This window comes from Erwinia sp. AnSW2-5 (assembly GCF_045107195.1).
Classification (GTDB): Bacteria; Pseudomonadota; Gammaproteobacteria; order Enterobacterales; family Enterobacteriaceae; genus Erwinia.
Window position 1 is genome coordinate 232585 of record NZ_JBJGXA010000005.1, and the last position, 22959, is coordinate 255543.

The 22959-nt window shown below is 55.6% G+C and carries 25 protein-coding genes; 11 read left to right on the top strand and 14 right to left on the bottom strand.

Translation table 11 applies throughout. From position 1 onward, the window contains the following. Nucleotides 1–161 precede the first annotated feature (161 nt). The gene (locus ACFL9S_RS05550; RefSeq protein WP_405260800.1) at nucleotides 162–794 is read left to right on the top strand and encodes a hypothetical protein; all 633 of its coding nucleotides are present in this window, start codon (nucleotides 162–164) and stop codon (nucleotides 792–794) included. Here ACFL9S_RS05550 and ACFL9S_RS05555 read toward each other — a convergent pair. The 3 genes from ACFL9S_RS05555 to ACFL9S_RS05565 are packed head-to-tail and all read right to left on the bottom strand — an operon-like array spanning nucleotide 786 to nucleotide 4935. Further along, on the bottom strand, nucleotides 786–1970 hold the full coding sequence (locus ACFL9S_RS05555; RefSeq protein WP_405260802.1) for an MFS transporter: 1185 nt from the start codon (nucleotides 1968–1970) through the stop codon (nucleotides 786–788). The two genes, ACFL9S_RS05550 and ACFL9S_RS05555, sit on opposite strands and share 9 nt — an antisense overlap. Beyond that, on the bottom strand, nucleotides 1967–2959 hold the full coding sequence (locus ACFL9S_RS05560) for a class I SAM-dependent methyltransferase (protein ID WP_405260804.1): 993 nt from the start codon (nucleotides 2957–2959) through the stop codon (nucleotides 1967–1969). The genes ACFL9S_RS05555 and ACFL9S_RS05560 overlap by 4 nt, the downstream gene beginning before the upstream one ends. Then, complete coding sequence (locus tag ACFL9S_RS05565; protein ID WP_405260806.1) at nucleotides 2956–4935, bottom strand: TonB-dependent receptor; 1980 nt, start codon at nucleotides 4933–4935, stop codon at nucleotides 2956–2958. The genes ACFL9S_RS05560 and ACFL9S_RS05565 overlap by 4 nt, the downstream gene beginning before the upstream one ends. Before the next feature lie 120 nt (nucleotides 4936–5055). Here ACFL9S_RS05565 and ACFL9S_RS05570 point away from each other — a divergent pair, with 120 nt between their 5' ends. From ACFL9S_RS05570 to ACFL9S_RS05580, 3 genes are all read left to right on the top strand, one after another. After that, nucleotides 5056–5982, top strand: a complete 927-nt coding sequence (locus ACFL9S_RS05570) for a helix-turn-helix domain-containing protein (RefSeq protein WP_405260808.1) — start codon at nucleotides 5056–5058, stop codon at nucleotides 5980–5982. A gap of 69 nt (nucleotides 5983–6051) precedes the next feature. Continuing rightward, nucleotides 6052–6498, top strand: a complete 447-nt coding sequence (locus ACFL9S_RS05575; RefSeq protein WP_405260810.1) for a DUF441 domain-containing protein — start codon at nucleotides 6052–6054, stop codon at nucleotides 6496–6498. 48 nt (nucleotides 6499–6546) lie between these two features. After that, nucleotides 6547–6972, top strand: a complete 426-nt coding sequence (locus tag ACFL9S_RS05580; protein ID WP_171148436.1) for a hypothetical protein — start codon at nucleotides 6547–6549, stop codon at nucleotides 6970–6972. A 238-nt stretch (nucleotides 6973–7210) separates the two neighbouring features. Here ACFL9S_RS05580 and ACFL9S_RS05585 read toward each other — a convergent pair whose 3' ends face one another. The 3 genes from ACFL9S_RS05585 to ACFL9S_RS05595 form a co-directional block, all read right to left on the bottom strand. Continuing rightward, a complete protein-coding gene (locus tag ACFL9S_RS05585; protein ID WP_405260812.1) occupies nucleotides 7211–8041 on the bottom strand; it encodes a sugar phosphate isomerase/epimerase family protein in 831 nt (276 codons plus the stop codon). A gap of 273 nt (nucleotides 8042–8314) precedes the next feature. After that, nucleotides 8315–9334: a LacI family DNA-binding transcriptional regulator gene (locus tag ACFL9S_RS05590; protein ID WP_405260813.1), complete on the bottom strand. Its 1020-nt coding sequence runs from the start codon at nucleotides 9332–9334 to the stop codon at nucleotides 8315–8317. 129 nt (nucleotides 9335–9463) lie between these two features. Further along, nucleotides 9464–10738 carry a Glu/Leu/Phe/Val dehydrogenase gene (locus ACFL9S_RS05595; RefSeq protein WP_405260815.1) on the bottom strand — a complete coding sequence of 425 codons (1275 nt, stop codon included), beginning with the start codon at nucleotides 10736–10738 and terminating at the stop codon, nucleotides 9464–9466. 402 nt (nucleotides 10739–11140) lie between these two features. Here ACFL9S_RS05595 and ACFL9S_RS05600 point away from each other — a divergent pair, with 402 nt between their 5' ends. From ACFL9S_RS05600 to ACFL9S_RS05610, 3 genes are all read left to right on the top strand, one after another. Further along, nucleotides 11141–12481: a D-serine ammonia-lyase gene (locus ACFL9S_RS05600; protein ID WP_405260817.1), complete on the top strand. Its 1341-nt coding sequence runs from the start codon at nucleotides 11141–11143 to the stop codon at nucleotides 12479–12481. A gap of 192 nt (nucleotides 12482–12673) precedes the next feature. After that, nucleotides 12674–13873: an enoyl-ACP reductase FabV gene (fabV, locus tag ACFL9S_RS05605; RefSeq protein WP_405260818.1), complete on the top strand. Its 1200-nt coding sequence runs from the start codon at nucleotides 12674–12676 to the stop codon at nucleotides 13871–13873. A 183-nt stretch (nucleotides 13874–14056) separates the two neighbouring features. Beyond that, nucleotides 14057–14614 (top strand): hypothetical protein, encoded by a 558-nt coding sequence (locus tag ACFL9S_RS05610; RefSeq protein ID WP_405260819.1) that lies wholly within the window; start codon nucleotides 14057–14059, stop codon nucleotides 14612–14614. Nucleotides 14615–14686: 72 nt separating this feature from the next. On the opposite strand, the gene ACFL9S_RS05615 is transcribed toward ACFL9S_RS05610, so the two are convergent. Then, on the bottom strand, nucleotides 14687–15190 hold the full coding sequence (locus ACFL9S_RS05615) for a phenolic acid decarboxylase (protein WP_405260820.1): 504 nt from the start codon (nucleotides 15188–15190) through the stop codon (nucleotides 14687–14689). Nucleotides 15191–15296: 106 nt separating this feature from the next. Here ACFL9S_RS05615 and ACFL9S_RS05620 point away from each other — a divergent pair, with 106 nt between their 5' ends. Together ACFL9S_RS05620 and ACFL9S_RS05625 are read left to right on the top strand one after the other, a co-directional pair. Then, complete coding sequence (locus ACFL9S_RS05620; RefSeq protein WP_405261065.1) at nucleotides 15297–16181, top strand: LysR family transcriptional regulator; 885 nt, start codon at nucleotides 15297–15299, stop codon at nucleotides 16179–16181. A gap of 191 nt (nucleotides 16182–16372) precedes the next feature. After that, nucleotides 16373–16750 carry a hypothetical protein gene (locus ACFL9S_RS05625; RefSeq protein ID WP_405260822.1) on the top strand — a complete coding sequence of 126 codons (378 nt, stop codon included), beginning with the start codon at nucleotides 16373–16375 and terminating at the stop codon, nucleotides 16748–16750. Nucleotides 16751–16767: 17 nt separating this feature from the next. On the opposite strand, the gene ACFL9S_RS05630 is transcribed toward ACFL9S_RS05625, so the two are convergent. After that, on the bottom strand, nucleotides 16768–17799 hold the full coding sequence (locus ACFL9S_RS05630; RefSeq protein WP_405260824.1) for a LacI family DNA-binding transcriptional regulator: 1032 nt from the start codon (nucleotides 17797–17799) through the stop codon (nucleotides 16768–16770). 111 nt (nucleotides 17800–17910) lie between these two features. Here ACFL9S_RS05630 and ACFL9S_RS05635 point away from each other — a divergent pair, with 111 nt between their 5' ends. Further along, nucleotides 17911–18915, top strand: coding sequence for a Gfo/Idh/MocA family oxidoreductase (locus ACFL9S_RS05635; RefSeq protein ID WP_405260826.1), 1005 nt, complete (start codon nucleotides 17911–17913; stop codon nucleotides 18913–18915). A 133-nt stretch (nucleotides 18916–19048) separates the two neighbouring features. Here the strand turns inward: ACFL9S_RS05635 and ACFL9S_RS05640 are convergent, their stop codons facing one another. Both ACFL9S_RS05640 and ACFL9S_RS05645 read right to left on the bottom strand, forming a co-directional pair. After that, on the bottom strand, nucleotides 19049–19348 hold the full coding sequence (locus ACFL9S_RS05640; protein WP_374760119.1) for a DUF1161 domain-containing protein: 300 nt from the start codon (nucleotides 19346–19348) through the stop codon (nucleotides 19049–19051). Nucleotides 19349–19398: 50 nt separating this feature from the next. Then, the gene (locus tag ACFL9S_RS05645) at nucleotides 19399–19746 is read right to left on the bottom strand and encodes a DUF1283 family protein (RefSeq protein WP_405261066.1); all 348 of its coding nucleotides are present in this window, start codon (nucleotides 19744–19746) and stop codon (nucleotides 19399–19401) included. Nucleotides 19747–19877: 131 nt separating this feature from the next. Between ACFL9S_RS05645 and ACFL9S_RS05650 the strand changes: the two genes are divergently transcribed. Continuing rightward, entirely contained in the window at nucleotides 19878–20204 is a 327-nt protein-coding gene (locus ACFL9S_RS05650; RefSeq protein ID WP_405260828.1) for a YnfA family protein, read from the top strand. Nucleotides 20205–20226: 22 nt separating this feature from the next. Here the strand turns inward: ACFL9S_RS05650 and ydfG are convergent, their stop codons facing one another. From ydfG to ACFL9S_RS05670, 4 genes are all read right to left on the bottom strand, one after another. Continuing rightward, nucleotides 20227–20973: a bifunctional NADP-dependent 3-hydroxy acid dehydrogenase/3-hydroxypropionate dehydrogenase YdfG gene (gene ydfG, locus ACFL9S_RS05655; RefSeq protein WP_405260830.1), complete on the bottom strand. Its 747-nt coding sequence runs from the start codon at nucleotides 20971–20973 to the stop codon at nucleotides 20227–20229. A 160-nt stretch (nucleotides 20974–21133) separates the two neighbouring features. Beyond that, on the bottom strand, nucleotides 21134–21562 hold the full coding sequence (locus tag ACFL9S_RS05660) for a hypothetical protein (protein WP_405260832.1): 429 nt from the start codon (nucleotides 21560–21562) through the stop codon (nucleotides 21134–21136). Beyond that, complete coding sequence (locus ACFL9S_RS05665; RefSeq protein WP_405260834.1) at nucleotides 21559–22260, bottom strand: hypothetical protein; 702 nt, start codon at nucleotides 22258–22260, stop codon at nucleotides 21559–21561. The genes ACFL9S_RS05660 and ACFL9S_RS05665 overlap by 4 nt, the downstream gene beginning before the upstream one ends. A gap of 261 nt (nucleotides 22261–22521) precedes the next feature. Beyond that, the gene (locus ACFL9S_RS05670) at nucleotides 22522–22671 is read right to left on the bottom strand and encodes a type VI secretion system tube protein Hcp (RefSeq protein ID WP_405260836.1); all 150 of its coding nucleotides are present in this window, start codon (nucleotides 22669–22671) and stop codon (nucleotides 22522–22524) included. Between the last annotated feature and the right edge of the window lie 288 nt (nucleotides 22672–22959).

Genomic DNA, 22959 nt, shown 5'->3' on the forward strand with positions numbered 1-22959 from the left:
AGAGTGAAACAAAGGTTGCAGTGATTCACCGCGCAATAATGATGCAGCGCACGCTTATGGTGCTTTGACGTTGAAACTTTTGTTCGGGCGTTCACAGTTTCGCTGGCAATTCCTGTCATTTTTGCCAAAGTAACCTTCTGCCCCTTAAGAGAGATGCGGTTATGACCATCATTGCCTGCCTGCATGCAGCCAGAAGCAATATCGAGGTATTTGAGCAGGCGTTAACCACGCTGGATTACGATGATGTTGAACTGCTGCACCGTGTGGAGAGTGAGCTGTTTGCACAGACGCAGGGCGAACAGGGCGTCACGCCCGAGATCGTGGCGGCCACGCGCCGTGCAATTGACGAGTTGTGCCAGCAGGCCGATGCGGTGATTGTTACCTGCACCACGCTGGGTGTGGCGGTGTGGGAAGCGGAGTTCAGCAAACCGGTGCTGCGGGTGGATGCCACGCTGGCAAAAGTCGCCTCTCGCTATCACGGCACAATTTTGGTGCTCTGTACCGCCCAATCGACGCTGGAGTCGACCACGCAGTTGTTCAGTGCGTTTATCCCCGGCGATCGTCTGTATGTTGAGCTGGTTCCCCGTGCCTGGGCCTGGTTTAACCAGGGTGACATCGACGGTTATCATCAGCAAATCGCCGACTATATTCAGCAACGGCCGGAATGCGCACTGGGCTGCATTGTACTGGCACAGGCATCAATGAGCGGAGCAGAGAAACGGGTGAACAGCACGCTGGCGGTACTCAGCGGCCCACAGGTCAGCTTGCAGGCCGCTCTCGATCTTCTACATTAACAGACGCTGACCCATGGCCTGGCGCTGATGCCAGGCATATATCGCCACCAGCAGCGTCAACAGCGCTAACGTCGAGAGCATGGCTCCCGCGCCCAACTGGTCCAGCAGCAGCCCACTGAACATCGGAACCGTCAGGCGCGACAGCGTAAACAGGCTGGCCTGCAAACCGTAATCCACCGCCCGGTTCTCCGCACGGCTGAAGGCCATCATCAGCATAAACATCAGTGCCGACAGCCCGCCAATCGCTGCTGCCATCAGCGTTGAGATCGCCAGCAGATAACGGGCAGGCAGTTGCAGTATCACTCCCAGCGCCATCACGCCCAGCGAGAGACTGGCAAATATCAACCAGCCCGGCAGCGCCGCCGACGCATTGCGGCGTGTCAGCCAGCGGGCGCTGAGTAAACTCACCACCGCCCCCAGCGAACTGCCACCGACGCCGACCCAGAGGATCACCTGTTGCAGCGGCAGCCCGGCATCCAGCAACAGGGGTTTTAGCCACAGCCAGCCGCAGCCCAGAAAGGGAAAGGCCAGCAGGCAGATCGGTAACCAGCTTTTACCGCCAGGCTGATGCAGGAAACCCCGCACCGCCACGGCAGGACGATCGCCCCGGTCGGGTTCCGGCAGCAGGCGCAGCAGCAGGGCACTGACCAACGCCGCCGCACTCATCACCCAGCAGGGAAACGCCCAGCCGAAGTGCTGCCACAGCAGCAGCATCACACCACTGCCTCCCACTGCGCCAGCAAACAGCGCCGCAGCACGTACGCTGCCTGCCCGGGGTTGTTCGCTGTCGCGAAACAGGGCAATCGCCAGCGCATTGACCGGCACATCGCACCAGGCCAGCAGCAGGCTTCCCGCGAGCAGCAGGATAAACAGCACCGTTTTATCCTGCTGCAACGCTATCTGGCTCAGCAGCGCAAAAAGGGCTGCCAGCAGCAGCCATAACAGGCTGCCCCAGTCTTTATAGCGCTGGCGAAACAGACGGCTGCGCTGCACCGGGAACGCCAGCCACAGCTTGATCACGGCGGGCAGGGCGGCAAGCTGAAACACCCCCAGTTCACTGCCGCTCCAGCCCTGCTGATGCAGGATCAGTGGCAGCCCCAGCATCAGCCAGGTGACGGGCAACGTCAGGCTGAAGTTAAACCAGAAAAACAGCAGCTGTAATCCTGCGCGCCTCATGGTGCGCTGCCCTGAAATGCCACATGCACCATCAGCGGTGCCATCGGGAACGGATACTCCTGGCAGCGGATGCCGCTGAATCCGGCACCCTCCAGCAGCTGCGTCATTTCACCGTGATGGAACACATGTTTGCCGCGCAGCATCAGCGGCAGGAAGAACGGCAGCACTTCACGCGCCTGCTCTGGCTGCGAACCAATTTCGGCATGGGCGGCGATCAGCACGCCACCGGGGCGCAGTCGCGCATGCAGCTGGTGTAACGTCTCCAGCGGGTCGGCGACAAAATGCAGGAATGACGAGCACCAGATAATGTCGAAACGCTCATTTTCTGTCAGTTCACTGCGCGCGCTGAAGCGGCCGTCCAGCCCGGCGGCAGTGAGATTTTTTTGTGCCACGGCGGCGGTTAAGGGCAAATCCTGCACCACGCCGTGCAGCTGAGGATAGCGCTGCCCCAGCGCGGCACTGACCAGCCCCGGTCCGCCGCCCATATCCAGCAGAGTCGCCGGACGGGTAAAGTGCGGTAGCGTAGCGGCAATGGTGCAGGCCGTCTCCGCCGTCAGCGCCCGCTGTTCCTGAGCAATCTGCGTGCTGGCGGCTTCGGCCCAGGCGGCATCCTGGGCCAGCTGGGCGCTGAAGCCGGGGCGCGGTTGGCTGACCAGCGCCGCAAGCTGCTGACCTGAGGCGCGCAGTGAACGCAGACGAAAGCGCCAGGCATCGCCCAGATAACGCTCCCCCTGCGGGCAAAGTAATCCCTGCGTCGCCGGGTTTACCACATAGTGTTCGTCTTCGCGATCCAGCCACCCGCCGCTCCACAACAGCTCCAGCAGCGGGGCAGTAGGGTCCGGGTGCCAGCCGAGTATGGCCGCCAGCTGTGCTGCCGTTTGCGGCTGTTGCAGGTGATGGAACAGGCGATGATCCAGCGCCAGAGCCAGCGCATCGGCCATTACGCTACTGGCGGCCAGTCGATCCAGTTTTTTCAGCATCGTCTTCATAGTTGATAGCTCACTTTGAGGCCCATTTCGCGTGCCGGGCTGTAAACACGTACGGTGCCGTTGATATAGCCCACTGCGTCGTACTCTTTATCCGTCAGGTTATCGACGTACAGCGATACATCGAGGTCACGCCAGGCGTAGCCGACGGTCATATCCAGTACGCCGTAGCCTGCCTGCTGATACTGATTGGCGGCATCGAGGAAGCTGTGCCCCACGCCGTGCCATTGCAGCTGGCTGTAAGCACCGTTTTTATGGTCGTAACGCAAACCGAGGCTGGCGGTGGCATCCGGGGCGAAGGGGTTATGGTTTCCGGCGTAGTTATTCGCGCCGTCCTGATAGCGGTCAAAACGCGTATGGTTCAGGCCCAGCGAGCCTTGCACGCGCAGCTCTGGCAGCAGGGCGTAATCCGCCTCCAGCTCCCAGCCGGTTGAGCGGGCTTTGGCGGCATTACCGATGTACACCACGCCCGCCTGGACGATCTGCTGCACCTGCATATCACTGATATCCATCAGATAAACTGAGCTGCTGTAGCGCAGTCGTTTATCGTCGGACAGCCCTTTGATCCCCAGCTCCCAGGACGTCACTTTCTCCGGGTTGTAGCTGGCGTATTGCGTGGCCGGGGAGAACAGGTTAAAGCCCCCGGCCCGGAACCCCTGGCTGTAGCTGGCGTACGTCTGGACATCAGGCAACCACTGGTATTGCACAGCCAGTTTGGGCGACAGGCTGTGCCAGCTGGCTTCGCGCTTATCTGCCGTGGAAGGCGTTACGCTGATGGCGCTGCGTTCGGCGCGGCCGCCCAGCGTCAGGCTCCACGGCCCGCTCAGTGTCTGCGTCCATTCACCAAACACTGCCTGCGTATTGCCGCGCTGTGCGATGCGTTGCCCGGTCAGCATCAGCGGCAGTTTCTGCTGGTAGCGGAAATGATGATCGTCGGCATCAAAATAGAGCCCGGCCAGCCAGCGGTGGCGGTCGCCTTCGCCCTGTAAACGAAACTCTTGCGAACGGGTGGTCAGATGGTAGTCGCGTTGCAGATGCAGACGATCAGCGGCGCTGAAATCCGTGTCCTGCTGCACCCGATCCCAGAAGTCGCTTTGCGCGCTGATGGAGCGGAACTGCCAGCCGTTCTCCAGTAGATGGCGGTAGTCGAGGGAGATCACGCTGGCACGCGAATGGTTCCAGGAATCGGTGCCGCTGTTGACCACCCGGTCACGGCTGGCGACCTGGCCCCACTGCGAGCCGCCGTCGTGATAGTTCTGATGGCTGTAACGCAGACGGAGATCGTCGGCATCGGTGGGCGTCCAGCGTAGTTGCAGCCGCTGGTTATCACGCTCACGGTCATCGGCTTTGCCGCCGCGCAGGGCATTATTAATATCGCCATCCTGGGATTTCCACTCCCCGGCGACGGCCATATACAGCCGATCTTCAACCAGCGGCGTGCTGAAGCTGCCGCGTAGCTGCTGACGGTTGCGGCTGCCATAAATGGCATCGATCCTGCCGCGTTGCAGGTTGTCCGGGGTGCGGGTCACCACATTGATTACCCCGGCTTCGGCGTTGCGGCCATACAGCGAGGATTGCGGCCCACGCAGGATCTCTACTCGCTCCACGTCCATAAAGGCATTATCAAATCCCTGATTGGTCAGCTGCGGTACACCGTCTTCGCTCAGTAATACCGAGGAGGAGAATCCGGTAGCACTGCCGCTCAGGCCGCGCATCACCGGCAGGTTGGTGCCTGACTGGCCCCAGGGTTGAAACACCAGGCCCGGGGTGCGCGCAGCCAGCTGGCTTATCCCATCGACTCGCTGCGCCTCCAGATCTTCGCCATACAGCACCGACAGTGAGGCAGGCACCTCGACGGCAGGCAGGGCAGTTTTAGTGGCGGTTACCACCATTTCATCGGCGGCGTTGTTGGTGGACTCTGTGGCGGCGGCAGAGATGCCTGGGAGGGCCAGCAATAGCCCCCAGTAAGCTGTACTCATGGTGATCCTCATTGTTGTCGGTAGCGCAGAAACGCCAACTATGCTATCTATAAATGAGAATGCTTATTATCCTCGTTTATCTGCGAGGCGGTGATTTTACTCTGGGAAACGGTGAGCCTGATGATCCAGCCTTTTCAGGGCACAAAAAGTTATCGCGTCAGCGCTGCTGATGCGCAGGTTTCGGGTGCCATCCGTGCACTGCCTGCAACGGTCGGTGACTGCCGCTCGCATTTCACCACGCTCGCGGACGGCATGACGCTGGTGCGTTCGTGGTATCAACCCCAGCGGCCGCTGATTGAAGAAACCTGTAATCCTCATGCGCAGCCGATGCTGGTGCTGACCTTTGGTCTGGCGGGCCATTCGGTTTATCAGGGGAGGGAAGGGCAGGAAACCCGTTTCAGCCAGCAGTATCTGACCATGACCAGCTTCCACGGCAGCGTGGGCGAGCGGCACTATCGTGCATTTGAAACGGTCAGTCAGCTGCGCCTGCTGATGGGGGCCAGCTGCGTGCAACACTACTTTGGCGAAGAAGTGTGCGAACGGCTGTTCCAGCAACCGACTCTGACTCACCATGCCTGGACGCCGTTTAACCCGGCAACGGAGACGCTGCTGGCCCAGCTGGAAGGCAGCCGTCATGACCCGCTGATGCAGCAGATCCACGCGCTGAATCTGCTGGCGCTGTACCGGCATCTGTTGCTCTCGGCAGGCAGCAGGCCGCTGCACCCGCAGGACGACCGACGGCTGGAGCAGGCGCGGGAATGGATGCTGGCGCATCTGGCCGAGCCGTTCTCTCTCGGCACGCTGGCGATGGCGGTGGGGTTGAGTGATTACAAACTTAAGCAGGGTTTTCATCAGCGTTTTCACACGACGCCGGGGCAGATGCTGTTACAGCTGCGTATGGAACAGGCGCACCGCCTGCTGGAGCAGGGTTACCAGGTGGCGCAGGCCGGATGGCAGGTGGGTTATCGCCATGCGAACAACTTCAGCGTGGCATTTCATCGCTATTTTGGCCGTCATGCCAGCGCGGTGATGGGAAAAAAACAGTAGAGTCGATACGGAAAATGCTTATGCTGTGAGCACAAGATGTTATGTAACTGGTATTTCAGGAAGAGAAATATGTTCGATCTGACCCTCGTTATTCTGTTGTTTCTTGCCGCTTTAAGTTATTTCAGCCACAACCTTACCGTGACGATTGCCTTGCTGGTGCTGGTCGCCATCCGTATGACGCCGCTGCAACAGACGTTTCCGTGGATTGAAAAGCAGGGGGTTACGGTCGGGATTATTATTCTGACCATCGGCGTGATGGCACCGATTGCCAGTGGAACATTGCCTGCCACCACCCTGATGCACTCCTTCCTGAACTGGAAATCACTGCTGGCGATCGCGGTGGGTATTTTTGTTTCCTGGGTTGGCGGGCGCGGCGTGGCATTAATGAGCAGCCAGCCGACCGTGGTCGGAGGGTTGCTGATCGGCACGATCATTGGCGTCTCTTTATTTCGTGGGGTGCCGGTTGGCCCGCTGATTGCCGCAGGGCTGGTATCGCTGATGATCGGGAAATCCTGAGCAAATATGTTATCCTGCCGCCAGAATTTTATCTGACAGAGAAACAGTGTGAGCACTAAACAAGATAAACGTAATAAACGCGCCAAACTGAAGCAGAAACAGGCGAATAAAACCCGCGCCCACGGTCGCCAGATGGATGCCATCGGCCGCCAGAACTATGAAGCGACGCCAGAGATGGTGGAACTGTTTGCCACGCTGCCGGAGCTGGATGAAAGCGGCGATATGCCGTTTGTCGTGCCGGTGTATCACTGGTCGCTGGCGGAGTATCAGTTTGATGGCAGCAACGACGAAGGCGATAAACTTCAGGTTGCGGCATTGTGCGTGATGTACATTCACTGGAAAACCAGCGAGGGTGCAACCACCCTGGTGCAGAACGAGCTGGTGGAAGCGGCACTGCGTCTGGTAGAAGAGAACGAGGCCTTTAAGCAGCGTTACCAGCAGGCAGAAGTGGAAGCCGGTATCAAAGAAGCCTAAAAAAAGGGCAGGCGCCTTACGGTGCCTGCCTAGTCATCTTGCCAACCCTACTTCAATTTATCCTTTTAGCCTTCATACTTTGAGCTGCAACGGCGTTGGCTGCGGCTGCGCGCCCCGGTCACATAGTTATCTATGCTCCCGGGGACTTACAGCCTGACCGCCTTGTTGCAACTCAAATTATTTCGGCTAACTATTTTTCATACTTCGAGCTGCAACGGCGTTGCAGCATCTGAACGTCTCAGATGTCCTGCGTGTACGCGGTCAGGCTGCTCATGGAGTCCTGAGCGATCTGCCATAAATCATCTTCCCAGTGCGTCGGGCTGAGCAGCTCCGGGCACCACACGCCGTTGTAACCACTCTGTTTGACTGCCGCGACCCAGCGTGCGATATCCACTTCACCTTCGCCCGGCGGATAATTACGCTGTACGCGTTCGTCCCAGGCCTCACCCGGGTGCAAGCGACGACCATCGCAGAAATGCACGCCATAAATCAGATTCGCATCCATTGCGGCGACCTCTTCCGGGGTCGTATCGCCACCGGCATACAGATGCCAGAAGTCGACCACCACGCCCACGTTGTCAGCGCCCACGGCCTGAATGATCGCCAGACCCTGTTTCAGGCTGTTGAACGGGGTAAAGGCCACCACTTCAATCTGGAACTTGATCCCGTACTGCGCGCCGATGGCGGCAATATCGCGAATATTCTCTGTCAAAATGCGGGTGCGGTCTGCGGCAGAAAGGTCATCAATTTCGTTCAGCGCCATCACCTGCACCACCGGGCAACCCAGCGCCTGGGCAGCACGACAGATCTTATCGGCCTCATCCAGCATCTCGCGACGCTCCTGCGGCTGGTGGCGGCCAATGCGCTTCAGGGCATTGATGCAGCTAATCTCAATCTGATACTGCTGCATCAGTTGCTTGTATTTTTCCAGCGTGCCGCCGTGTTCCAGATAACGGAATAAATGTTCCGGCAGCAGCTCCAGGGCATCAAAACCCGTTTCATGCGCGATACGTAACTGTGTCACCGCATTGCTGTGTAAAACGGAAACGCCATGCAGAGCCTTCTTCATTGGTCATCCTTCATCTTGAGCTGAGAGTGTCAGCGAAAGCATTGCGCTCAGAGCTATCAGTATAAATGATAGAAAACTATCAACCCTTAACCGGTTGAATCGCGTTCTGAGGCGAAACTGTCTGTTGCAGAGGGGTTCAGACTAAGTGAAAAGGAATTTAAATTCTATTTATTGTCACGATGAAATATAAATTCTTTGAGGTGTGTCAAAATTATCAGGAGGGAAAGTCAGTTAATGATAGATTTGATAGAAACCATCATCAACTGACGGCGATCAGGATCGACGGTGAGACTGGCGCAGCTGTAATTCGCCGGGATAGAGCTGATTGTGTTCTTCATCCCAGGGCGTGGTCAGCCGCCTGATGGCATCCGGCACCAGGCGTGAAAACGGCTGAGCGCAGGTGGTCAGGGCAAAGCTGGGGGAAGCGGCCAGTTCAATGCCGTCAAAACCGACAATGCCTACATGCCGTGCGGGCGTGACTGCGCGCATCGCTTCAATGGCCCCGATCGCCAGGATGTCATTCTCACAGAACAGCGCATCAACCGGTGATCCCGCTTGCAGCGCCTGTGCAAAGGTACGGTAACCGCTGTCGCGCTGATAATGCCGCGCATCAAAGATGATAATGCTGGCCGCATCCACCCCCAGTTCTGCCAGACGGTCACGGTAGCCGTCATAGCGCAACAGCTGGCTGGAGTCAGTGTCCGGGCCTTTCATATAGGCGAAGTGCTGGTAGCCCTCGGCATGCAACAGGTCGGCGATTTCACGCCCGGCACGATAACCATCGGTGGTGACCACCTGGATATAAGGATCGGCGCTGCTGCGGCCAATCTGCACGAGGGGAACCTGATAAATGTCTTTCGCCAGACGGATCATCTCTTCACTGAGCAGGGTGCCCATAAACAACAAACCATCGACCTGCAGCTGAGCGGCCAGCGTGAGGATCGCTTCGTCGCGCGGGCTGCTGCTGATATTCAGCAATAGCGCCAGGCAGCCGTACGTCTGCAACTGAAGGGTGACTTCATCCAGCAGCGGGATCAGATTCGGGTTGTGCATCTCATCAACCACTACACCGATGATGCCGGAACGCTTTTTAGACAAGCTACGCGCCAGCAGATTGGGCCGCCAGCCCAGCTCGCTGGCCGCTGACATTACCCGCTCCAGCGTCCTGGGCGAAATTGACGCACCGTCGGTAAAGGCGCGCGAGACAGTCCATTTGGATACGCCAGCGCGCAGGGCGACCTCTTTGGCCGTGACTTTACGTACCGGGGGTTTCAGGGCAGGTTTACGCGTCATCGTCCGTTCATCATCCGTGGAAAGGGGCTAACAGCCTGCCGCGACGGAGGAAAGATAGCAAGATGTTCGAGAGAAGGATGTCGAGTCAGGCGGGTAAAAGCGGGGTGGTGTGCACCACCCCGTTGGGCATTAGCCAGGGTAGATACCGCGATCTTTACGCGCCATCAGGATGCGTTCGCAGGCCACAATGTAGGCTGCTGTGCGCAGGCTGCATGTTTTCTCACGGGATTTATCCCAGACGTGAACCATCGCTTCGGTCATGATCTTATCCATGCGTTCGTTGATTTCGCTTTCGCTCCAGAAGAAGCTGGCCATATCCTGAACCCACTCAAAGTAACTGACGGTCACGCCGCCTGCGTTACAGACCACGTCCGGCACCACGGTAATGCCGCGCTCAGCCAGCACATCATCGGCTTCCGGGAAGGTAGGGCCGTTAGCGCCTTCCAGTACCAGGCGGCAGTGCAGTTTTTCTGCGCGCTGACGGGTAATCTGACCTTCCAGCGCTGCCGGGATCAGGATATCCATTTCAACGTCCCAGAAGGCTTCATCATCAATCACCTGCGCGCCGCTGAACCCGGCAATCTTCTTATTGGCTAACTGCCATTCGCTCAGTGCTGCCAGGTCAATCCCCGCCGGGTTATACAGGGTCGCGGTATGATCCTGAATAACGATCACGCGGGCGCCAGCCTCATTAAACAGACGTGCCGCTTCGCTGCCCACGTTACCGAAGCCCTGCACGGCGACTTTCGCCCCTTCGATTTCGATGCCGCTGCGGCGCGCCACTTCACGTCCGGTAATAAATACGCCACGACCAGTGGCTTTTTCACGGCCCAGGGAACCGCCGAGGTGGATCGGTTTGCCCGTGACCACACCCGTAATTGTGGTGCCGTGGTTCATGGAATAGGTATCCATCATCCATGCCATCACTTTGGCGTTGGTCCCCACGTCTGGCGCAGGAATATCTTTTTGCGGGCCGATAATCAGACCAATTTCGCTGGTATAACGGCGGGTCAGGCGCTCAAGCTCACCTTCTGACAGGGTAAACGGATCAACACGAATACCGCCTTTCGCCCCGCCGTACGGCAGGTTGACCGCCGCACATTTGATGGTCATCCAGGCAGAAAGCGCCATCACTTCGTTCAAGTCGACGTTAGGATGGTAACGCACACCGCCTTTGCCCGGCCCGCGTGACAGGTTGTGCTGCACGCGGAAGCCTTCAAAGTGGCGAATGCTGCCATCGTCCATTTGCAGCGGGATATCAACAATCAGGGAACGTTTAGGGTGACGCAGGGTATCCACCCAGCGCGACAGGTCACCGAGATAGGGTGCGACACGATCGATCTGTTGTAAGTAAGTAGACCAGGCCGTTTTGCTGCCTTCAGAAACGTAAGAGAGCTTTTCCATAACAAACCTTTTTGTTTAGCGCCTGTCCGTCTGGCGTGCTTCATCATCGCGGGCGGGTGGCGCTTAGTTATAAATACTGTCATACCGTGGATGGCTCAGTGCATATCACTGAGCTGCTCATAATTTAACATCAAAAAAAGGTTTCCAAGTTTTTAAAATATTGTGAAATTATGAGTTAATGAGGCAATTCATGGGGGTTAAATGCATAGTTAGCAGGTCATAGCGCAGTAGCCTGTTATGTTGCTCGTTGGCAGACGGTAATTATGCAGATAAAATGCATATGAGGATTTTCTTTATATTTTTCAAAAATTTGAATGCGATCAAACTTTGGGCTTTCGCAGGCGCGACTGCGGCAAGGGCCGGATGTGATCCCGATTAAATTCAAAGACAGGAGAAGTCACCATGTTACCGGACGTCGAACATCTCAGGCAGATTTTTCCACTGCTTAACATGCTAAGTGCCTTACAACCGGCTACCTGGTTCAATCCAGGCACCACCTCGCTGGTTGAAGGCTATCCTCATGTCGGATTGACGCGTGAACAGGTTGCTGATGCCAGCGCACGGCTGCAACGTTTTGCCCCCTGGCTGATGGAGGCATTTCCGGAAACGCATGCGCGGCAGGGAATTATCGAGTCCGATATCTGCGCGTTGCCACGGCTTCAACCGGTGCTGGATGCCCGTTATAACCAGGTGCTGGCGGGCAAACTGTGGCTGAAAAAAGACAGCCATCTGCCAGTATCTGGCTCGATCAAAGCGCGCGGCGGCATTTATGAAGTGCTGGCCCATGCCGAGCAGCTGGCGCTCACCGCCGGATTATTGACGCTGGATGAGGATTATCGCTGTCTCGCGTCACCTGCCTGTCGGGAGCTGTTCAGCCAGCAGCGAATTGCCGTTGGCTCAACCGGTAATCTTGGCCTGTCGATCGGTATCATCAGCGCCAGCCTTGGGTTTGATGTCACGGTACATATGTCGGCCGATGCGCGCGCCTGGAAGAAACAGAAGCTGCGCGATCATGGCGTGAACGTGGTGGAGCACACGCAGGATTATGGTGTGGCGGTGGCTGAAGGTCGTCGTCAGGCGGCATCCGACCCGCAGTGTTTCTTTATTGATGATGAGAACTCGCACAACCTGTTTCTTGGCTACGCAGTGGCCGGAGAGCGGCTGAAGCAGCAGTTTGCCGCCGAGAATATAGTGGTGGATGCAGACCATCCGCTGTTTGTCTATCTGCCTTGTGGCGTGGGCGGCGGTCCTGGCGGTGTGGCATTCGGCCTGAAACTGGCTTTTGGCGACCATGTGCATTGTGTGTTTGCGGAACCGACGCACTCTCCCTGCATGCTGCTGGGGGTACATACCGGGCTGCACGATGCTATCTCGGTGCAGGATCTGGGCATTGATAATCGCACCGCCGCCGATGGCCTGGCCGTGGGGCGCGCCTCCGGTTTTGTCGGGCGCGCTATGGAACGGCTCCTCAGCGCCTTTTATACGCTGAGCGATGAGGAGATGTTCGCCCTGTTGGGATTATTGCAGCAGCATGAGTCGCTGGCGCTGGAACCCTCGGCGCTGGCCGGGATGTGCGGGCCGTGGCGCCTCAGTGCTGAACCGCTGCGCCTGGCAGAGCAGGGCATTAGCGCCGCATCGCTTGCCGGTTCCACCCATCTGGTGTGGGCCACGGGCGGCGGCATGGTGCCGGAAAAAGAGATGGCGCAATACCTCGCGCAGGCTCGCAAGGTGCTCAACCCCTGAACAAACATCGGTCATAAAGTGACGGGATAACGATAAGAATGTTTCGGCACTTTGCCTGAACCGGCATCCGCGGTATTCTAGCGCGCTAATTTCATGAAAAAGACGATGAATTATACCCGGAAGCGTCCTGTTGCAGGCTACGCACCAACAACAAGAAGCATGACGGGTATAGTGACTATTACTGAGGTCAATATGATTATTAAACCACGCATCCGTGGCTTCATCTGTGTTACTGCCCATCCAGAAGGCTGTAAAGCTAACGTAGAAAAACAGATCGAGTACGTCACCGCTCAGGGCGCGATTGCCTCCGGCCCGAAAAAAGTGCTGGTGATTGGTGCCTCTACCGGTTACGGCCTTGCTGCCCGTATCTCTGCGGCATTTGGCTGCGGTGCTGACACACTGGGTGTGTTCTTCGAGCGCGCAGGCGAAGAGACCAAACCGGCCACCGCTGGCTGGTACAACTCTGCTGCATTTGAAGCGTTCGCGACGGAAAAAGGCCTGTATGCGAAAAGCATCAATGGCGACGCGTACTCCGATGCCGTTAAGCAGAAAACCATCGAACTGATTAAAGAAGATCTGGGTCAGGTTGATCTGGTGGTTTACAGCCTGGCTGCGCCACGCCGTACCCATCCGAAAACCGGTGAAGTGTTCAACTCAACCCTGAAGCCGATCGGCAAACCGCTGACTACGCGTGGCCTGAACACCGATAAAGAAACCCTGACCGATGTGTCGCTGGAGCCTGCTTCCCAGGAAGAGATCGACGGCACCGTCGCGGTTATGGGGGGTGAAGACTGGCAGATGTGGATTGATGCGCTGCTGGAAGCCGGTGTGCTGGCTGAAGGCGCGAAGACCACGGCGTTCACCTACCTGGGCGAGAAGATCACCCACGACATCTACTGGAACGGCTCTATCGGCGAAGCGAAAAAGGATCTGGACAAGCGTGTTCTGACCATTCGTGACACCCTGGCCGCTCACGGTAACGGCGACGCACGCGTTTCTGTACTGAAAGCCGTTGTGACCCAGGCAAGCTCTGCGATCCCGGTGATGCCACTGTATCTGTCACTGCTGTTCAAAGTGATGAAAGAAAAGGGCACCCACGAAGGTTGCATCGAGCAGGTTTACGGTCTGTTTAAAGACAGCCTGTACAACGCTTCTCCAATCCTGGATGACGCTGGCCGTCTGCGTGCTGACTACAAAGAGTTGCAGCCAGAAGTGCAGGACGAAGTGGCCCGTCTGTGGCAGTCCGTGACCGACGAAACCCTGAACGAGGTTTCTGACTTTGTCGGTTACAAAACCGAGTTTATGCACCTGTTCGGCTTCGGCCTGGACGGCGTAGACTACGCTGCGGATGTGAATCCTGATGTGAAAATCAAAAATCTGGTACAGATGTAATTTCTGTCACGGATATTATCGAAGGGCGACCAGTGGTCGCCCTTTTTTATTTGATTTAAGTAGCAATACACCTCGCCTGATTTATTCAATCAAAGCCATCTCAGGGTTAGAGATTAATCTGATGGTTTAATGAGTAATAATATCAATACAATGAGTCTTAATTTGAAGAAGGAAGCTCGAATAATGAAATTATCAAAATCAATGACTCTGGCAGGATCACTGTGTATGGCGATGGCATTAAGCAGTGCGGCAAATATGGCTGTGGCGGCGGAAGCTAAAGCCCCCGTTGCCAGTGCGGCAGCGGCAGAGAAAGTCTCCTTACTGGGCGGGCATCTGGCGTTTAACCTGAAGGGTTATGAGATGCAGCCTGTTCCTGGCGGTGGCCCGGGTAACATGTACGTCAGCAAAGCGGAAAAACGCGTGCTGCTGATCGGTGAAGACGCGATCCCGGTTGTTGCCCGTGGCGCGACCGATGCTGATTTTATTGATGGGATGAAATCCATCAAAGATAAACAAAAGCAGGCATCGCCGGATTATACGGTGATCAGTGAGAAGACGGAAAACGTGAAAGGCCTTGAGGTTTATCACATTGAAGCGACCGACAAAATGGACGGTAAAAATGTCCAGCAGGCTACCCTGTTGTCTGCCGCCGATAATAAATTCACCGTGATTCAGGTGATCTCCGGTTCTAAAGACAAAGTGGGCCATGCTGCCGCCGTGAATAATATTCTCGCGAAGTAACCTCCAGGCACAGCGGTCTCTCGTTGGGGTCGATCATCTTTTCCGATCGACCCGTGCCGATGGCGGCTGCCATCACAATCCCGCAGGAAAATCCGCTGGTAACTCACTGGCCGGGCAGTTAATCACCGTGTCATTATTCTCCCCGCAGTCACGAATAAATGTCAGCGTAGCAAACTCATCAATCACTTCCGTCGGATAGGCCGGGCCTGCATCACGATAGCGCTCCATCTGCGCAATATGCTCGTTCTGGAAGCAAACGGTATGTTCCGGGTTGTTGATCACCCAGCGCGGGAAGAAAATGGTGCCGTGGAAAATCTTATCCGCCAGGTTCACAATCAGGCTCACATCCGTCCCGGTGGGTTCAGTCCAGGAAATTTTGTACACCTCTGCTGCCACGCGCACGATATACGCCTGCTGATCCTTCACCCAGCGATTGGCGACAATCCCGCTATGGATGCGATAGTCCAGCGTGGTGCCATTTTTCACGTAGATCTCATAATTCCAGCCGTTGTCATAGGTATACACCAGATGCTTACCGACAAATTCACTCAGGTCATGCTGATTAAAACGCGCCATTATTGCTCTCCTTATTCTGTATTACGCTACTGTAACGCTGGATTTTTTCGATTAATAACGCTAATTTTGCGTTAAATTAATGGAAAAATTCGATGAATCAGCCATGTTGAGCAAAACCAGTCTTGAACAGTGGGCGCTTTTACAGGAAGTGGTGGCCTGCGGAAGCTTTGCCCGCGCTGCCATGCGGGTGAACCGCAGCCAGTCGGCGATCAGCTATCAGCTGGGGCTGATGCAGCAGCGGCTGGGGATCACGCTGCTCACTCCTGTCGGACGGCGTGCAGAACTGACGCCGGAAGGGCAGATCCTGCTGGCGCAGGCGCGGCCCTTACTCAGCGCATTTCACCAGCTGGAGAACCGTGCCGCCGCGTTAAAAGCGGGCAGCCGGGCGCGTATTGACCTGATCGTGGACAGTATTTTCCCGCGCGGGCCGCTGTTTGATGTGCTGCGTCAGTTCCAGCAACAGCATCCGGCCACGCAGGTGCATCTGACAGAAGTGATACGTGGCGAAAGCGCGCAGCAACTTGCGCAGCGCCAGGCTGATATTCTGATCCTGACGCGTGAAAGCTGCGGTCAGCGCCAGGCAGAAGGGCTGCTGAATATCGATTTCGTTGCCGTCGCCCAGCGCGATCACCCTCTGCTGGCGCTCCCGGCACCTCTCTCGCGTACCGTGCTGGCCAGCTATCCGCTGATTGAAATCCTTGACCGCCAGCAGCAGCAGGACGGCCAGCCAGCGGCGGCAGAAAACTGGACGTTTACCAGCATTGAGGCGGCGCTGGAGGCGGTGTTGCATCAGGTGGGTTACGGCTGGCTGCCGGAGGCGCAAATCACGCCGTGGCTGGAGAGCGGAGAACTGCAACGCCTGCCGCTCGGCAGCGGGCAGCGGCGCACCAGTTCACTCTGTATGATGACCGACGACAGTGTACAGCCAGGCGAGGGGGAGATCGTCACGCTGCTGGCCCTGTTCCGTGCGCTGAATCAAGGCGCGACCTGACCGGTTAGCCTGCCCGACACGGTTACAGCACCGCTGGCATTAATGTCAGGTTAAAGTGTCGCGAAGAAATTAAACATAAAATTTTATATATGCGGAAGAGTCATGTGGTAATGACGCGATATTTTTTGCTATTATTTGCCGAAATCCGTAAATATATCCTGCAAAAGCAGGACCCTGACTTGGGTGATATAATGACAAAGTTTGCACCGGTTTTCTTTGCCGCATTGCTGGCAACGGGTTGTACCATGCCTCCAAAATCTGCTTCATCCCATAATCCACCCCCCCCTCCGGTTGTGTCTGCGCCGCAGTCGTTATCCAGCTTTGATTCACGCGTTGCTCAGTGCCGCAAGGAATTGCAGGTAATGCAGGCTTATAACGTCACGGTATTCGAGCAATACAACCAGCGCTTCCTGCGTGTGAACGGTCAGCTGGAAAAGTATCTTGAAATCCGAGACAAGGTTGGCAGTGAGATTGATGATATCGCCACACCAAAATATCAATACAACGTGCGCCGTGTGTGTGAAGAAATTCGCAGTACGCTGATGCAGTTGATCATCAAAGAAGTGTGATTTTCTATCCGGGCCGGTTATTCCGGCCCGGGTGACATATTCTCCCGCGTATAAAGCATAAACTCGACTTTCCCGTCCTGATATTCATCAGGTCTCTTTTGGCATTCCAGTTTTGCCAGCATCAGCGTCAGCGCGCGCTGCGCATGTTCACGGGTATTTTGATCCAGCGTCAGCACCACTGACTCGTCTGCCAGTAACTGACGCGTGGTGGGGTAGAGTTCGTGGGTGATAAACACCGACTTTTTCAGCAGGCGATGACGTGCCAGTACGTCAGCGATCGCCTGGTTTCCCAGCCCGGTGTTATAGATGCCGTGCAGATCGCGGCTGCGATAGAGCTGCTCCTCCAGCATCCGGCCAACCTGTTGACGATCGTCTAGCGCAGCCAGCACCTGGTGTACGTGCAGATGCGGAAACTTGCTGCCGATCACTTCGCTAAAACCCTCCACCCGCTGGCGGTGTGCCAGATAATCAAAACGTCCGCTGATAATGATGATATCGCCAGCAACATTCAGCATATTGCCCATCAGTAACCCGGCGGTACGTCCGGCCTGGCGCTGATTAATGCCCACATGGCACAGACGCGCCGCGCCGGGCAGATCGGTGACCAGAGTGATCACCGGAACCTGCTGCTTCTGGCACTGCTCCAGCGCGGAAAAAATGGCCGGATGTTCATGGGCAAAAACGATGATGCCGTCGCGCCGGGCGGCAGCCTTGATGATCTGCGCCGCCAGTTTTTCGGGTTCCGCTTCGGCTATCAGCGTGCGGTGAAGCGTGACGTGACCGTAGCCCAGTTGCCCGGCAAGCTGGCTGAAATCCTGCGAAAGCTGGTGGAAGAAAAAGGCGTCGCTGCTGCTGAGGAGCAGCTCAATTTGCCACGGCTGGTGATGCGCGTCCGGTAGCAGGCGCTTGAGTCCCGCGTCCTTTGCCGCCTGCAATACCCGTCGGGTGGTGGCAGGCGAGACGCCTCCGCGTTCGTTCATGACCCGGTCAACGGTGGCAATGCCCACGCCAGCCTGTTTTGCCACCGCTTCCAGCGTGATCTTCTTCACTCTTTACTCCGCATGATGGCTTTCCATCAAAATGTCGTTTCTGCAAGTATATTCGCGAACGCTATCCTGGCAACGAAACGTTAACATTCAACCCATACAGGCGTCGCAACAATGGTACAGAAACGTAAGTTTGCCCTGCTGGGCACAGGATTTATTGGTCAGGTTCATGCAAAAAACCTGGCGGCACATCCCGATATTGAGCTGGTGATGGTCGCGGATCAGGATCGTGCCCGTGCGGATGAGATTGCCACCCGTTACGGTGCGCGGGTGGGCAGCGTGCTGGAGGCGATTAACAGCGATGCCATCGACAGCGTATTGATTGCCACATCCACGCCGTCCCATGCCGAATTTCTGACAGCCGCGGTGGCAGCGGGCAAAGCGGTGTATTGCGAAAAGCCGATCGATCTGTCGCTGGATAAAGCGCGCAGCGTGGTGGATGAGGTGTCACGCTATCCGGCTGCCGTCACTGTCGGGTTTAACCGTCGTTTTGACCCCAGCCACAACCAGTTAAAACAGCATTTTCAGCAGGGTTTACTGGGGAAAGCCGAGCTGATCCAGATGGTGTGCCGTGCCTCCGAATTGCCGCCACTGAGTTATCTGCAAACTTCGGGCGGGCAGATGCGCGACCAGGCGATCCATTTCTTCGATCTGCTGCGCTGGCTAACCGGAGATGAAGTCGACACCATGGGCGCGCTGGGGTCTGCGCTGGCGATGCCGGCGATCGCTGAGTTTGGTGATGTGGATACCTCGGTGCTGATCATGAAGATGAACAGCGGGGCGCTGGCACAGCTCGATAACACGCGCCGAACGGGCTATGGCTACGAGGAGCGGATTACGCTGTTGGGCGCGAAAGGCATGTCAGAGTCCGGCGCACAAAGCCCGCAGGGGGCCACGCTGTACACAACAGGGGGGATTACCCACCCAGCGCTGTATGCCGACTGGTTTAACCGGGTGAAAGAGACGTATTACCTGCATCTGGATGCGTTTGTGCGTTCGCTGAACGGGGAGTCGATTGCTGTGCCGGGATTACAGGATGGTTTACAGGCACAGGCGATTGCCGAGGCGGCAGTAAAGTCGCTGGAGACGGGGCGTTTTTGTCAGGTTCAGACGCTGTAAGCGATCATTTTATCGTAGAGGATGTCTTGCCAGCGATCTGGCAAGACATATTGAAGGGGCCGACCTTTTTCCGGTCGATCAGTGATACTGACCAGACCCATGCTGATGGCCTGCACTGCACCCCTAAAGAAGGCTACTGTGCCGGTGCATCCTGCGAAGTGCCTGCGCTGGCGGGAACGCTGCTGTCACCGTCGTTACCCGTGCGTTTATAAACGATTTTCTGCGTGTCGTTTTCACAATGCCCGACAACCTGTCCTGCGGCCTGATCGGCCTGGTCGTTAGGCACAATGTCGAGCGTGAAACCGGAAGCGGGCACGCCATTGTTAATGATTTTCTGATTAATATCGGCTTTGACCGTTTCACACGACGCCTGAACGGCCAGCGGCATCGCGACGATCAGCCCGGTTAACATCCACTTAAACCCTTTCATCATTTCATCCTTATTTGCGTGAAAATCCTGCTAACTATAGCAGTTAAATCTGTTTATGGCGCAACCGCGCGGCCAGTGCGACGGTCGAGACAACGCAGCGTATTGGGTTCCCAGTAGGCATTCACATTCATGCTATGTTCACAGTCGTCACGGGTATCAAACGCACGGTCAGTTTTATCAAACTCTTTCTCCGCGCGCTTGTTCACCTTGTTACGCAAGCTGCGGGTCGCATCCCATTGCTCTTTCTGCTCGCGTGCCTGCTCAGTGGTGAGGGCGGTATCGCCTTCTGAAATAATCAGACGATCGGTACGTGCCTGAGCGCTGTGCTGGACAGAAAACAGTGCGGTTAACAGCACCAGCGGGACAGCAGCTTTTGTCAGACGGCTTTTCAGGGTATTCATCATCGGTTCCTTTGTGTGGGCAGCCACGGCTACGGCGACTGAACAGGTCATGTGCTGTAGTATATCACCAGCTTTCAGGGCCTCACCAGTCTGCCTGATACCGCCGTTTACCCACGAGAGAGAAAGAAAACGTGCTGAACACGACATTACTGTTTTTTGCCACGGCATTAGCCGAAATTATCGGCTGTTTTCTGCCGTATCTGTGGCTGAAGAAAAATGCGTCCGCCTGGCTGCTGCTGCCTGCGGGCATCAGCCTGATGGTGTTTGTCTGGTTACTCACGCTGCATCCGGCAGCCAGCGGGCGCGTTTACGCGGCGTACGGCGGGGTTTATGTGGTCACTGCGCTGCTGTGGTTGCGTATTGTCGATGGGGTAAAACTGAGCACGTATGACTGGGTGGGCGCGGCGGTGGCGTTCTGTGGCATGTTGATTATCGTGGCAGGATGGGGACGGGCCTGAAGACAGGCCCGAACCGTGTTAATTACGCTTTATGGACGCGCAGGCCCGCCTGGCTCTGGCCTACTGGCATCATCTCCAGCGCGCTGATATTCACATGCTTCGGCAGTGTGGCAACCCACCACACGGCTTCGGTCACATCTTCTGGCGTCAGCGGTTCCGTGCCGTCATACACGCTGCCCGCACGGGTATCATCACCTTTGAAACGCACGTTAGAAAACTCGGTGCCGCCAACCAGACCCGGTTCGATATCGGTCACGCGCAGCGCTGTACCGTGCAGGTCGGTACGCAGGTTAAAGCTGAACTGGCGCACAAAGGCTTTCGTGGCACCGTACACATTGCCGCCAGGGTAAGGCCAGCTTCCGGCAATCGAACCGATGTTGATAATGTGGCCGACGTTACGCTCCACCATCGCGGGCAGCAGGGCGCGCGTCATATACACCAGGCCTTTATTGTTGGTGTCTATCATATCTTCCCAGTCTTCCAGGCTGGCACGCTGCGCAGGCTCAATTCCCAGCGCCAGCCCGGCGTTATTGACCAGAACATCAATGTCACGCCATGCGGCGGGCAGGCTGGCGACGGCGGCATCGATGCCCGCGCGGTCACGCACATCCAGTACCAGCGTATAAATACGGTCACCAAACTCCTGTTGTAAGGCGTCGAGACGCTCCTGACGGCGACCGGTAGCAATCACTTTATGGCCCTGGGCGATAAAGCGGCGGGTAATGCTCTGACCAAAACCGGCGGTGGCACCGGTAACAAATACGATCATCTCACTGTTCCTCAACACATTTTGGATTTTTATCACCTTACCATCTCATGGCAGATGTGATAAGGAGCGAATTGTTATGATGAATGAGAAAGAATGGATAACACCCCTGGCAATAAAGACTGCACAAATTTTACGCACCCCTGGCTGCTTCAATGCATGATCAGAACTGTGGTGAGTTATCGACTTGCACCATCACCACATTAATTTTTGAAACGGAACTAACAGTGATAGTTTCAGCAGGGTCACTGCCTTTCCAGCAATATCCCTCTACTGAACAGAAATTTTGCTTAATGTAGCCAAGAGAAGCCAGATAAGCGTTAACCCTACTGGCATCAATTGTATTGTAAAACGTAACCGAATAGACAAGTGCTCCGGGACCCGCCACGTTATAAAAATCAAATTCATAGCGTTCAGATATTCTTGGTATTTTTTTCAGGATGTCCGGGGTGTAAAATTCATATTCCCGCTTATCTTGTTCAGTGTAGTGTGCACTACCAGCCAGCTCTGTTTTTATCGTTGGCCAGCAGTAAACAAACACGCCTGCTATCACAACGATAATGAACAGTGTTGCTTTAAGTGAGCTTTTCATACAATTAAATCCTTCCTCTTGCCATCTTGTATGAAAGAGCCATCCATGGTTGCAATAGCAACGTTTCCTGATTTCCAGTCGTTGTAGGGTTTTATGGCCTGCATGAAATTAGGCAACTGGCCTAAGCGTGGTTTAGCGTTTGGGAATCGCTCTGGGTTCGGGAATAACAATGGTCGGAAGGTTTCATTTTTCCAGGAACCGATTTTTCCGTAATAATCCCATCTTTTCAGTGCCTCTGCTTTGCTGACTGGACGCAGCATTGCGAAAGGATTATGAACGGAGATAACACGGTAAAAGCCCAGTAAGTCTGACACCAGGTCTTCTCCACTAAATCCACTGTCAGTCACCATATTGTTAGGAAATGAACCCTGAAATGCTTCAAACCTTCGCGCCATTGTCATCATCATTGCGAGTGCGATGCTTTTGCGTTCTTGATACGGACGTCCCTTTCGTATACGCCATTTGATAAATTTTCCTACCCGAATTATCCGGTACGGAGATACCATAGACTGGACATAGTTGGCATCGTAGCGATCTGCACTCATTGCTTCACCAGCGTCGAATTTGCTCATCAATATTCTGATGTCATCTCCTCTCGCATGACCAAGATCAATCCAGCCCAGCACTTCCGTATAGATCAGGCCACCTCTGGCACTTGCCGCTTGTGAGCCATCAATGATTTCACTCCGTGTACTCATTTCTCAAAATTCCCTTTCTGTTAAAAATACAATTTAATTATTGCGGCATAGCAAGGCTGGGATCCAGGCTTACGCTTAGCAGGGATGGGATTGGTTAAACCTGACAGTCAGGGTTATATCTCCCTGTTTTCTTTGATATTCCATCCTGACGAGAATTCAGCACCACGGGAACCTTCCTGTGTTTGCTCAAAATAATGATTACTGACCTCTGCTGCTCTGAAGCAATAGGTGACGCCAAATAAACTCTGTTCCGATGCACCATTAAATATTACATCCGTTACCATGACCTGCTTTATGTTTCCCATTCGATACATAGCGCATAAGACCAGATGTCGCTTTATCGATAAACGCATTCACCGTTAAGTCACGATATATGACTTTCCCGGAGCCTCCGCCGCTTCCTGTTTCCATGCCAGATGGTTGCGTAGCACCCCAGCTGAATGATTCTATCTGTATCCATCCATGAAATTATATAGATATTGTTGGTTATCCTTTTGTTGTTATTTGTCCAGCCAGGTATATCTCTGTGTTTCCATAAATATTGTCACAAGGCATATTGCACCGTCAGCGCGCAACGGCGGGAGATTCTGCGTTATCGCGGTGCAACACCATCAGGCTGATGAGGTAAAACCAGATAAAACGCTGGGTAAGTAATCGGTTGCTATGTAGGCAACCGATTGCGCAACCGTTTATCTCGAC